Origin of the sequence: Clostridium neonatale (assembly GCF_900465025.1) — a bacterium.
Lineage (GTDB): Bacteria > Bacillota > Clostridia > Clostridiales > Clostridiaceae > Clostridium > Clostridium neonatale.
The window spans coordinates 451,801-465,530 of the sequence record NZ_UICR01000002.1; the positions used below are offsets into that span (position 1 = coordinate 451,801).

At 29.6% G+C, this 13,730-nt stretch carries 5 protein-coding genes; 1 reads left to right on the top strand and 4 read right to left on the bottom strand.

What is annotated here, in order from left to right; genetic code table 11:
- The first annotated feature begins 14 nt into the window (after positions 1-14).
- Positions 15-140: a hypothetical protein gene (locus tag CNEONATNEC86_RS22035; protein ID WP_407712879.1), complete on the top strand. Its 126-nt coding sequence runs from the start codon at positions 15-17 to the stop codon at positions 138-140.
- Here the strand turns inward: CNEONATNEC86_RS22035 and CNEONATNEC86_RS21835 are convergent.
- The 4 genes from CNEONATNEC86_RS21835 to CNEONATNEC86_RS13740 all read right to left on the bottom strand — a co-directional run bounded on the left by CNEONATNEC86_RS21835 (position 114) and on the right by CNEONATNEC86_RS13740 (position 13,680).
- Positions 114-3,389 carry an Ig-like domain-containing protein gene (locus CNEONATNEC86_RS21835; RefSeq protein ID WP_159136226.1) on the bottom strand — a complete coding sequence of 1,092 codons (3,276 nt, stop codon included), beginning with the start codon at positions 3,387-3,389 and terminating at the stop codon, positions 114-116. The two genes, CNEONATNEC86_RS22035 and CNEONATNEC86_RS21835, sit on opposite strands and share 27 nt — an antisense overlap.
- 362 nt (positions 3,390-3,751) lie before the next feature.
- The gene (locus tag CNEONATNEC86_RS13730) at positions 3,752-4,189 is read right to left on the bottom strand and encodes an HI0074 family nucleotidyltransferase substrate-binding subunit (RefSeq protein WP_159116514.1); all 438 of its coding nucleotides are present in this window, start codon (positions 4,187-4,189) and stop codon (positions 3,752-3,754) included.
- Positions 4,190-4,500: 311 nt separating this feature from the next.
- Positions 4,501-7,386 (bottom strand): immunoglobulin-like domain-containing protein, encoded by a 2,886-nt coding sequence (locus tag CNEONATNEC86_RS21615; RefSeq protein ID WP_159136227.1) that lies wholly within the window; start codon positions 7,384-7,386, stop codon positions 4,501-4,503.
- Positions 7,387-7,452: 66 nt separating this feature from the next.
- Entirely contained in the window at positions 7,453-13,680 is a 6,228-nt protein-coding gene (locus CNEONATNEC86_RS13740) for a M60 family metallopeptidase (RefSeq protein ID WP_159136228.1), read from the bottom strand.
- Between the last annotated feature and the right edge of the window lie 50 nt (positions 13,681-13,730).

Sequence of the window (13,730 nt, forward strand, 5' to 3'; positions counted from 1 at the left end):
AATCAATAAAAAACATTATAGAGAATGATGACTATATATTCATTTATATAAATTCTATATCTGCGATTATAATTCCAATAAAAGTATTTAAATCATATATTATTACTTTTTTATCAAACCATTTTACCAGTTTTATCTAATTTATATCCATTTATTGTTGTATTAGCTGCCATAGATCCATCTGAATTTAAATAATACCAGCTTCCATCTGAATTTTTTAACCATCCTGTTTTCATAGATCCATCTGAATTTAAGTAATACCACTTTCCATTAACATTTGCCCATCCTGTTTTCATAGATCCGTCTGAATTTAAGTAGTACCACTTTTCATTAACATTTGCCCATCCTGTTTTCATAGATCCATCTGAATTTAAGTAATACCACTTTTCATTAACATTTGCCCATCCTGTTTTCATAGATCCATCTGAATTTAAGTAATACCACTTTTCATTAACATTTGCCCATCCTGTTTTCATAGATCCATCTGAATTTAAATAGTACCACTTTCCATCTGTATTTTGTAACCATCCTGTTGCTTTAGTACCATCTTCTTTATTATAATACCACTTTCCATCTGCATTTTGTGACCATCCTGCTGCTTTAGTACCAGCTTCTTTGTTATAATCCAAACTTCCATTATTGTCTTTAACCAATTCTGTTTGTATAGTTACATGAGATTTACCACTATCTAATGAATTATTACTGCTACTATGTGATCCAGAACTTGAAGAACCTCCACCTGAACCACCAGAACCAGAACTTGTACTAGATGATTTAATTTTGGAAATATTCCCAACATAATCAAATTCCTTACTTCCACCATTTGTTGATTCTAACTTAATATTTAATGTAAATCTTCCTTCTTTTGAATAAGTTGCTTTAACCAACTTAGAATCTGTAATAGATACAGAAATACCATTAGGTAATGTTAATGAATTTAAAATAGATACTATATTATCTTTTGTTGTAGTATTTGTGTAAGTAATTGAATCTAATTTTGCTTTAACTAAATTATATGCTGTATTTAAAGCAGCAGTATCATCATTAGTGGTATTATTATCTGATGATGTTCCTGAAATTTTTCCAACAACTGCTGTGAAATACTTTTTGGCAGTTTTTACACATACTCCTATATATTTACCTATGTCATTTTTGCTAATTTTATAATCTTTATTTTTACCAATTAAATTATTGAAATCTGAATCTAAATTATCAAGTCTATACCACTTATATTTTACGGCTGCATCTGTAGTGAATTCATTACCATCTTCATCTAAAAGATTAGCAATTAAAGTTTCACCTTCTTCAGGTACACCACTTATTTCAAGTGTTACAGCTGCTCCTGTTGTTTCATGTTTATTTTCTCCAACTATAACATTTATACTAGCTTTTAAGTTTTTTGGATTTGTTATACCTTCAGGTAGTGATAATGTTCCAGTTAGTCTATAAGTATTTGCTATATTTCCATTATAAGAATCTACATTCCAAGAAACTGCAGCTAGTAATGGAGTATTATCTTTACTTAACATAACAACAACTGTCTTAGGTAAAGATACATCTTGTATAGGCGTACCATTTGCCACTCTTATGTCTCCTAATTTTAAAACGCTTGTTACTGTTGCCGTTATAGGCGGTTTTTCTTTTACTACAACATTAATACTTGCTTTTACACCATTAGGATTTGTAATTCCATCAGGTAATGTTATTTCACCTTGTAATTTATATTCCTTTGCAACATTTCCATTATAAGAACGTGTATCCCAAGTTACAGCTGCTGATGTTGTAGTCTTATCACTTAAAATAATTTCTATTGTTTTAGGTAAGTTTAAATCTTCTACAGGTGTTCCATAATTTACACTAAGAGTATTAGTTACTGAACCTCTTATTATTTTCGTCTCCTCAGGTGCTTTATCAACTACAACATTTACACTTGTTTTAAATTTGTTTGACACATATGTTGTATTAAGTAATGTTACTGTCCCATTTAAATTATAAGTTCCAGGACTTTTTTTGTAATTACCTGTATCCCATTTAACTGCTGCACTTGTTGTAAATGAGTCATCTATTGTTACATCTAAAGTTTTTGGTAATGATAAGTCTTTTACAGATGTACCTTCAATAACATTTATATCTTTTACCTCAGGAATGCTAACATTAACTTCATTTACCTCTACATCACAACCATTTAATTCTGCTACTGCAATTGTATCTCCGTAAACAGTTTTAACTGATCCATCTAAACGAGACATCAATACCCATTTACCAATTTTACCTTCTGAAACATTTTGAAGTTCTAATGTACTTTCTAAATATTTATCAGAACCTACATATTCATCTGCTCCAATTACGAAAGAATAATATTTGAATCTTCCATCATTAGCTTTAACAGAATAATTAGCAGTAATTAATGATGCCAAATTTAATTTGTTAATTCTTAAATTCTTATCTCTAGTAATGTTTGTTTTACTTATATCTAAGTTTCCTTCACATTCATTACTAACAAAATAAAATTCAAGATTCTTTAAATCAGTTATATCTATTGTATTTACATCATTAGCATATATCCATCTTAGTGCAGCTTTATTAGATTCTCCTGTTTTTATATTTTTAATATTTGAATCTCCATACATTAAATTGGAAAGAGAGTTCATATTACTAATGTCTATATCACTTAAATTTGTTTTTGATAAATTTAATGATTCTATTGATGTCAATTTTGAAAAATCAAAAGAAGTTATTGGATTACAACTAATATCTACGAATTTTACTTGTGCTAAATTATCTAATGTTAAGTTAGACAAATTACTATTTGCTAATCTTAACTCCTCTAAATTATTACAGTTACTTACAGATATACTTTTATAGTTATCACTTTTACCAAATTCGTCTTTTACAGTAAAGTTACCACCTAGATGTAATACCTTCAGAGATTGGCAATTATTAAATCTTATGTCTCCATTTAATTGCAACCCTCTCATGTATATTTTGTACAATTCTTTTACATTATCAGTATCTTTCCATATAATTATTGGACGTGCATTTAAATAATTATTAACACCATCATTAGGATCATTTTCTTGAGCCTTTTGAATTTCACTAAGAAATTCAGATTCGTCCATAAATAAACTATCTATGCCTTTTTGATTAAGTTCTATTCCACACTTCTTAGCGTTTGTTATACCATTTGAATCTGTTTGAGATAGGAATGCAACTAACTGTTGATAATCAGACTCATTATACCCTTCTGGTGTCCCTATACTAATAGTATCAGCCATAGCTATTAGTGGCTGATCATTAATAATATTAATACCAGCTCCCATACTAGCTATACTTGTTACTACTAAAGCTTTAGCCACTAATTTTTGTGTTTTTTTACTCAAATAATACATTAATCATCCCCCTAAAAATCAAAATAATCATTATTTTTTCATTATTAAATTTATATTTCCATATATAGAGAAAATTAAATAATTACCCACTTTTGTCCTACTCTCTATTTTAAAAAATTTTTATTTAGAAATTGATTTTAGCATTATTTTTTAATATTCTCAACGAAACATTATTCAATTATGTTGTTTTTTGGAAAAACATCATTAATTTTTTACTTTACTGTTAATTTGCTAATATTACTTTATTTACGCAAAAATGGACTCATTTCTGAGTCCATAAATCTTAATCTTCCATGATAGCTATCGTATCTATATATTTTTAATTTCTATCTAAATTATCATAAATTTCTATTCCATACATACTACAACTTCTCCATTGATACCTTATTTAAAAGTTCTTCTATAGCATCTATATATATCTCTACTATATTATTTTTTATCGATTCGTAATCTTCTTCATTATATATATGAGCTGTTGAATTTCTTGCAAGTAGTATATCATTCCAAACAATCATATCTTCTATCAAGCCCTCTTTAAAAGCATGTTTGTAACATCCTCTAGGATTATTTATCTCAAGTCCATCAGCTTTAAAGATTTTAGATAATAATTTCCATGTTAAGTATTCTAAAGTTTCATACTTTTTTATTATGGAATCTCTATATACTTCTAATATTATTTCATCTGCATTTTCTAATCTTTTATAGTTTTCTCTTATATTTTTTAAATGCATAAGCATTCTATATGCGTAATTATAAGTGAGTTTAATTGATTCATCATATTTATCTAATATTCCACTCATCTAATCACTCCTAATTTCTAAATCAAATTTATAATTTTGTCATTTTCTAATCCCTCAAATAATCTCATTTCCATATCTTCATAATATATAAATACAATTTAACTCTCCTTCTCTTTACTTACATGAATCTATTGACTACACTCATTTTAACTATATTTCTATTATAACCACACTCATTATGAAATCCTATTTCACTAATTAAAAAATGTTCATTAAAATTATATTAAAAAAGAATGTAGTAGATTTGTTTTACACAAATCCACTACATTTCCGTATTATCTATAATATTATATTTATCTTTTATTAAAGAATTATTTTTTATTTTTATTCTTTAAGAAGAATATACCTGAAATTATAGCTGCAACTATTACAGCTCCATAACCTAATACTGTAATAATTGTATTCTTTTCATCTACTTTTTCTGAATTTTCACTTACTTCTAATTTTTCGCTTGTTTCTTTATCTTGAGATGTTTCTGAATCATCTGCTACTTCTGAATTTTCAGATTCTGAATTATCCGCTATTTCTTCATCATCAGATTCTTTTGAATTCTCAGTTATTTTTGTATTTTCTACTGCTCCTGTATTATTATTAAAGCTTGCACTTCCATTGCTAGTACCTGAGCCATTTTCACCACTTAAGCTTTCATTATTTCCACCAGTGCTTATATTTCCGCTATTTGAGCTTTCATCATTTCCAGCAATGCTTCCATTTCCACTACTTGAGCTTCCACCATTTCCTCCGGTACTTCCATTGTCAGCGCTTGAGTTTCCACCGTTTCCACTACTGCTTCCATTGTCACCGCTTGAGCTCCCACTATTTCCACCAGTGTTTCCATTTCCGCCACTTGAACTTCCACTATTTCCACTAGAACTTCCATTGCTACCACCAGTGTTACCTGAATTATTATCTGATTTTAGCTCATTTAATCTAGCTTTCAATTGGCTTGCATTACTTAAGTAATTATTCACCTTTATTTCCACGTATATATCTACATTGCTATTGCTATTAAATAATCCAATAGCTCTTATATTTCTTAACTTATCTAATAATCCAACTTCTTGAGTAAGCTTTAACTTATAAACTGTAAAATCTCCCTTAGAATATATATCTTTTATAACTGGGTTTAAATTACTTATACTCTTTAAGAATTCATCTAATTTATCTACAGTTATATTTCTCATTTCAAATTCTACTGGGGAATTTTTTGATCCATCAGTACTTCCTACTATAGGTAATAAAATGTTAGTATCTACTATATCTTTAATATATGAAGGCATTTCACTATCATTTTTGAAGTCAACTACGTTTATTGTAAAGCTATCTGATTTATTGCTTCCATCTTTAGTTGATACTGTTATTGTTGCTTTCCCTTCTGATCTAGCAATGATTTTAGCACTATTTCCAATAACCTCTATTTCAGCCACATTTGAATTACTTGTTGACCAATTTACATCTTTCACATCTGCATCTCCATTAATAGATACAGTTACTGTTTTTTCATTTTCTAAATACATTTTAGAGAACTTATTATTTATAGTTATACTTTCAACTAAATTTAGCTCTCCTTTAACTGTTACAGTTATTGTTTTTGTTGTTATTGCACCAGTGCTATCTTCAACACTATATGTAACTTTATATTGACCCTCTTCATTTACTTTTACAGTATTTTCAATAACCTTTATATTTGTTATAGGTCCATCTTCCTTGTCAGATGCAGTTACGCCATCTAATGGATTGAATGCTGTTCCTAGTTTTATAGTCTTATCAGTTGCATATATTTCTGGCGGATTATTTATTCCAGTTTCATTTGAAATTACAACTACTTTACTTTGTGCCCTCGATGTCTTACCTTTACTATCAGTTGCAGTATATGAAACTTTATACTCTCCTGGAATATTAACACTTACATTACTGTCAACCTGTAATTCTATATTTTCATCCTTATCTATTACTGTAACCCCTTCTCTTGGATCAAAGCTATCACCAACCATTAAATTATGGTCTTTAACTCCTAAAATAACTGGTGCTTTATTTGCATTTACAGTTAAAGTTATTGTTTTTTCGGCTTTATTCTCATACTTATCTATAGCAGTATACGTTAATTTATATTCAGTAGTTGTCTCTGGATCTAAATCAAGTTCTTTATCTACTGAAAGATTAACTTTAAGATCATTACCTTTACCATCTCTTGCTTTGATATCTTCCATTGGATTGAAAATATCTCCTGCATTTAAAGTAACATCTTCTAATTCTTTATCACCTTTAGTTATAATTGGTTCTGTCGTAATTTTTTCTTCAATTACACCTACTTGTATTATTAATTCTTCAGATGTTTCACCATAACTATCTTTTGCTATAGCTTCTAAATTATATACTCCTGGTGTAGTTTGTGAAAATTCTGTTATAACATTGCCTTCATACTTAACTTCTAACGATAAAGCCTTATCATCATCCTCATCATCCTTCATTGTTATTCCTAAGTTTTCAGCTGTTAACTGAATCTTTTCTCCCTCCATAAGCTGAATAGATCTACCATCTGAGCTTATAGTTGGATTAGAGTTCATAGATATTTCTTCTTTAGAATAATCTACCTTCTTACTAACATATTCTTTATTAGCATCACTTACATACTTATACTCTACATCATCATTTGGAGTTATTGTGTATTTATTTGCAACTTTATTTTTGCTTAAAATACCTTCTACCATTTCACCTAAATCTAAATTAAATATACCTTTTGATTTAAATTTTAGATCTATATCAAATACATCTACTTTATTGGCATTCTTAGGAATTGAATTATCAGCTGTTATTAAAACATCAATGGTATTTTTATCTTTATCATATGTATAATCTGTTAATATTTTATTTGAATTACTTTGATCTTCATTAGTATTTACTATAGTTTCTATTTCTTTTGAAACTAAATCATGTATACTATTTTCTCCATCTTTTAATTCTGCTCCATCTAGCTTTATACTAAATTGAAGTGACCTTGGTATCTCTTTTATATTATCTATAGATACCCTAGCAGTATCATTATCTACTTTTTCTACTACTAATTTTAAATTGTCTGTTGTATCAGAATTTATACTCTCAAGAATTTCAGGTGTTGCATAAACAATCCCAGCTGTTGATGCTGCTACTAGACCTGATACTAATGCAGTTTTTGCTGACAGCTTAATCTTTTTCATCTGTTTTTTTCCTTTCTTATCTTAATAAAAGACTATCTCAAAAGAGATAGTCTCTTTTTAAAATTATTATCTATTCTCGTATGCTTTTTTCATAATATCATTATTTATTTCTACTACTTTATCATATGAAGTAGATAAGGCTCTTGTCTTTCCACCATTTAAATCGATTGATGGTAATCTATCTAGCGCTGGTAAATCAAGTAAGAAAGTATCACTTACTAACCTTTGACCAACAGGCTTACCTGATCCATCTAATTTATTGTATCTATATAATTCAGCTTTTATAGCTTTTCCTTCTATATTGTTTTCTCCATTTATTATCTTATTTTCTTGTTCTGGAGTAATCCAATATATCCAGTTACCTTCTGCAACTTCACCAAGTTGTGCATTTTCTGGTAAATTAGCCAATAATATAGCTTGAGATTCCAGTGCAAAATTTCCACCATTTTCATTTATTACTAGAGGAACATTAAATGCTGGATCTCCTTTGTATTCACCAGTTATTATTATTGAACCAGCTGGTATTGATTTACCTGGTGCATATGTATATTCTGTATTTAATCTACCTACACCATTTCTATAAACTTTGTCATTATTATGTACTCCTATTTCTATATTATCACCTGTAGGTCCTAATATATCTAATTCTGCTATAGAAATAGTTTCAGATCCTTTAGCAACTAATTTTACATATTGTGCATCATATGCCCATAGTTGAGTATTGTTATTATTTCCAGCTTCATTAAAGTAGATTGTATTTTCTTTAGTAGTATCAAAAGTTCCTGAATGAGCCTTAGTCCATGACTTTCCATCTTTGCTTACATAAACTTCATATTTACTTATTGGTGAATATGTAGTCTCTGTATTTCTCTTAAAGAAATTCATTAGAGAGAACTTCTTCTCTTGAACTGGTCCTGGAGTATATTTAAGTCCTACAACAGACTTAGTACTTCCCATATCAACTGTTACATATGGGTCTCCACTTGCTACTCCCCCATTTTGATCAGTTGCCTTTGATGCATTATATACTGTTGATACATCATTATCTTTTATTTTATTAATTTCTCCGCCTTGAACTTGGCCATGTCCAGTATTCTCATCTAAAACATCATTATCACTTCTTGTATTTGTATCAAATATCCAATTGTTCTTAGCTATGCTTCCATCATGATTTACTTTTACATTTCCAATTACAGTTTCCTCTGTTACATTTAAGTCATAATCATATGCTCTAACTTTGTATTCAAAAGCTCTATTGTTTACTGAATCTATAACATCTGTAAAGCTAGTTGCTCCATTTTTGCTATCTTTATCTCTTTCAACAAATCCAACTGGAACATCTTCAATTCCTGTTGATGTTGCTTCTTTTCTTATTATTTCATATCCAAGTATCTTATCTGCATCCTTGTTTACACTTAAATTTAATGGAACTTCTTTTTGATTTAAGTAAGTTTTTTCAGCTATTTGAACTCCATTTTTATCAGTTCCAAAAGCTCCATTTACTTTAGTATCTTTTGCCATAGTAATTGCACTCATATTATTATTTTCCATAGCAGCTAATCTTTTTCTTCTTGCTTCATCATTTAAGTAGTAAATTGCTTTATCTTCAACTGGATAATCTTTACTATCTAAGTATTCATTAGTCTTTTGACTCGCAACTAATCCCCACTTTTCAAAGAACGGTCTTAAGTCTTTACCTACAGCATCTGATGATCTCATTATAAATGTTTGAGCTGTAGAATCTTGACCAGATTCATTAGAAGCTGTTCCCTTATTTCTAGTTTCTCTATATAATTTAGCATAGAATGTATCATTACTTAAATCATTATCAGTATTCTTATCTAACATTGTGTAAGTATAATCATTATCATATGCTAAATGTAATTGCCAGAACATTCCAAGTCTAGTTAATCCATCACTTGCAAGACCTACACTTCCTGATGTTACTTTATCATATACCTTCTTATAACCATCTGATAACTCTAGTCTAGATGCATCTATATCATCAAATGTTTGGCTTATAAGAGCTAATACGTTATTAGTAGTTTCTGCATAAGTCAATCCTGGTCTATCATGAACATGACCAATTTCATGATTTATACCCCATCCAAATAAACTTCCTTCATCTTTATTCACTAAATTTCCATTAACATCAAATTTAAATGGTACACCTTGCATCATAGAAGGAGTAGATCCATATCCTATACCAACATGGTGTCCTGAAGCATACATAAATGCTCCTGTAAACATTCTTTGATACTTAATATTAATACGGTTTCTAGGTGCTCTATTAGCATTAAAGTATTGATTTTCAGTGCCGCTTATTTTACCATCACCATCTAAGTCTATTGCTTTTTCAAGTAAACCTTGTTGTGCATAAGAAACTTTCATTAATTGTTCCCAAGCAAGTAATGTATCATAAACTCTATTTACCTCAGCCTCTTCATTTCCAGATAACCCAGTTTCTATTCCTTTAAGTATTTGATCTGCTGGAAGTGAAAGCATTATTCTTTTGCCTTCTATTTCAGTACTATTCAAAATAGAAGTTTCTGGATCATAGGTATAAATATTATTTGCATTATCTTGTGCTGTTGCAGATTCAGGATATCTATTTGGTAAGGTACTTACATAAGATTTTAATTCTCTAATATAAGTTCTTATAGCTTGCTTTACTTCAGCTTCTTTTGTCGTATCATCTATCATATTATTCACATTTAAATGTGGTACTCTTGTACCCCCACTTACACGTACTTGTGCATGTTCTGTGTCTTTAAAATTAGAATCGTAGTTTATATATAGATTTCCACCTTTTTCATAATTAATATTGAAAGATGAAGTTGGAATTGTTATTTCATTCTTACCAACTGTTAATTTTTGATTCCAATTAGTAATGTAAGTTCCAGATTCACCATAGTGCTGAGTTATTGCAAGATTAAATTTTGTATCTTTTCTCTCTGAACCAATATAAATTGTTACTTTATCTCCTGGTTTTACAGCAACTCCTAATGCTTGCCAGTTATTGCTTTGACCTATTGTTTGCCCTTGATTAATTATTCCAGCATCAAGTTTTAAAATTCTATCACTTAACTTAACATCATCAAGTAAATCTTGTGCTCTTTGTAAGCCTTCTAGAATCTCTTTTTGGTTAGAATGATATTCCATATTTACTGGATCTATAGTCTTAGCTCTTTTTGTAAGTTCATCTATCATCTCTTGAGTAACATCATCTTTTATGGATAATTTTAAATCATCTGCAAATAAATTATCTACATCCTTTTCTAAACTATCATATTTATAGAATTTAATTTCTGATACACTTACTTTACCAGACCCTACACCTGCATATACAGATATATTAACTTGTACTTTTTTTGCTGTTATAGGCTCATCTAATTTTAAAGTCGCAACTCTATTGTTTAGATTCACTTTTGCCTTTTTATATTCCCATGCTTTTGTTTCTTCATTCCATATCCCAATATTAGCTAAATACGGCTGGGAATTTATATCTAATCTAGTTATTAAATTTATTGTATCAAGTGTATACTCTTGATCAAATGTAATTATAGGACCTCTCTTACTATAGTTAGATGAATCCCAATCATCTAATGTCCATGCAGTAGAATAATCATTATCAACAACGCTGTCTTCATCATCAGATTTACCACTTGGAAATTCAATCTTTTCTATATGATTAGTTAATTCATTTTCTCCATTTAATGAATTGATAAGATTATAGTTAGTAGTTATTGGAGGTACTAAGCTAGTAGTAGAACCTAGATAACTGTTAGATAAACCACCAGTCCCATGATGATTAGTTGCTGTCATCATTATTTCATAAGTAGTTGTGTCTTTTAAACCACTTATAGTATAATTCGTAGCTCTTATTAATTCATCTTTATCCTTCTTTTCACTTGGTTCTAAATTTGCTACTCCATCTGGTATCTCATTAGTTATGTCACTATCTTTATAGTCTTTATTTGGATCATTTGCTTTTATCCATTCCTTAGTTCCAATTTCTCTATAATATAAATCATAATCTTTAGCTTTTTTGTGAGAAGCCCAGCTAACATTAAGAGATTTATAACCACCTTGAATTTTTATACCTTCTGGTCCTTCTGGAGCTGTTTCTGGTATAACTTGAAGCTCTACTATAGAGTCTGCTCCAAACTTGCTTCCATTTTCCCCATCTTCATTACTACTTAATTCTCCGGTTACAGAGTTCCATCCTTGTGGATTATAGTTTGCATCTACATTATCTGGCTTTCCATCTTTATCATTTTCATTATTTGTTAAATTAGTATCTCCAGTTGAGCTTGCACTATAATCTTCCTGTTCATCCTTGTATCCACTTTTCCAATCTCCAGATGTTGATTGTATACTAACTCTATAAATAGCATATCCGTCTACTTTTTCTATTCTTAAAGTATTTTTACTTGTTTTATATGTGCTTGTACTTACTACTTTTTTACCGTCGTTATCAAGCTTTTCAACTTTAATTTCATATCCAGTTACATTTGGCACATGCTCCCAACCTAGTGTCATGGACTCCTGACCTACTTGCGTTGTACTTGTAAAATTATTTATTATTGGTACATTCATCTTAGGCTTTGGTATTTCTGTATAAACGTTATTTAAAAACTCAACTTTTGATATTTCCGTTAAATTCTTATTTCCTCTACCACCAGTAACTTTTATAGTTATTTCACTCACAGCAACTTGACCCTTTAAATCTATTTCTATAACATCTACATTACCATCAGAAGTTTTTCTTGTTGATCTTGTCGCCTTTGAATTCTTAAATTTGAATTCTAAATTTGTTCCATCCCCCTTAGGTATAATTATGCTTCCTGTACTTGGTGCATTTTTACTTGGAGCCTCTATAACTAACTTTTCAACATAAGTCTCTGATCTTTTTGAATCTCCTAAATTCATTGATAATAATATAGGATTCTCTTCACTTATTTCTTCTCCCTTAGATTTCAGTGAAACTCCAGCACCATTATTTTTTAATATATCCTTTATATTACCTTCTACTTCTGCACCAGCAACTTCTACTTTTGCATTTTCTGGGTTCACAATAAGATCTGTATCTAGTATTACTGGTTCTTGTTTTACTTTATTCATATTTTGATGAACATAAGTTAAATCAGTTATATCAACTTCTCCATCTCTATTTAAATCATAATCACTATCTGATACATCAATTTTCATCTTATTCAGTATGTAATTTTTTATACTATTTTTTGACTTATTTTTAATTTTATTTTTTAAGATATTATAATCTGTATCATTCACCAGGTCACTTCCATCAACATTTCCTGCTAGAAAAACTCCTGGATAATATACTTTCGTTTCATCATCTATAACTATTTCTTTATCGCTTGTTCCAATTAAAACTCTCTTAGAAGAATCCTGTATTTCTATATTATCTACCGATACAGTTTCATATCCGGCTCCCGATATCTCAAGTAAGTATGTTCCTAATGGAAGTTTATCAAAAGTTAAATGGTAAAATTCTAACTCTGTAGCTGAATCTTCTATTTTCTTTCTTTTATAATCTAGAGCTTCTAATTCATAATTTATGCCTTGGGATTCTCTCTTCCCAGCCTTAACAGTATCTGAACCTAGGTTAACCTCAACTTCATCTTCACCTATACCTTTTAATTTTACTGTTATTTTTGTTTGATCAGATGTTGTGAACTTTATAGGAAGAGAAAAGTTTAAATCTAGCTCTAGTTTACCTTTTGCTTCATAATTATCCCCATCTTCAGTTATTTCACCTGCATCAACACCATCATCACCCTCTGCTGTTATCTCATCATTAGTAATATCTCCATTTTCTGTAGTTTCTCCACCATTACTAGTGTTATCACCTTCTACAGTTTCTTCACCTTTAGAAGTATCTATATCACCTATAGTTTCTCCACCTTCTGTAGCTCCTTCACCATTACCAATGTTATCTTCTTCTCTATCTACTTCATCGCTAGAAGTTCCATCCCCATTTGTAACTTCTCCGTCATTAGTAGTATCATCACCTTCGGTAGTTACTCCATCATTAGAAGTTCCATCCTTATCTGTAGTTTCGACACCATTACTAGTATCTACATTTTCAGCCACTTCATCTTTTGGTGATTCTGTTAAAATATCATTATCACTTTTTTCAGTTGTCTGTGATACATCTTCTTTAATAACATTAGTTTCTTTAATGTTATTAATATCTTTTGCAAAAGCAACGTTTTGCATCTGACTTGCAATCAAAGTTACTGCAAGTGTAGTTGATATTTTTCGTTTCATCCCTTAAATCTCCTTTACTATGTATATACATGAATGTAAATTAATAGTTA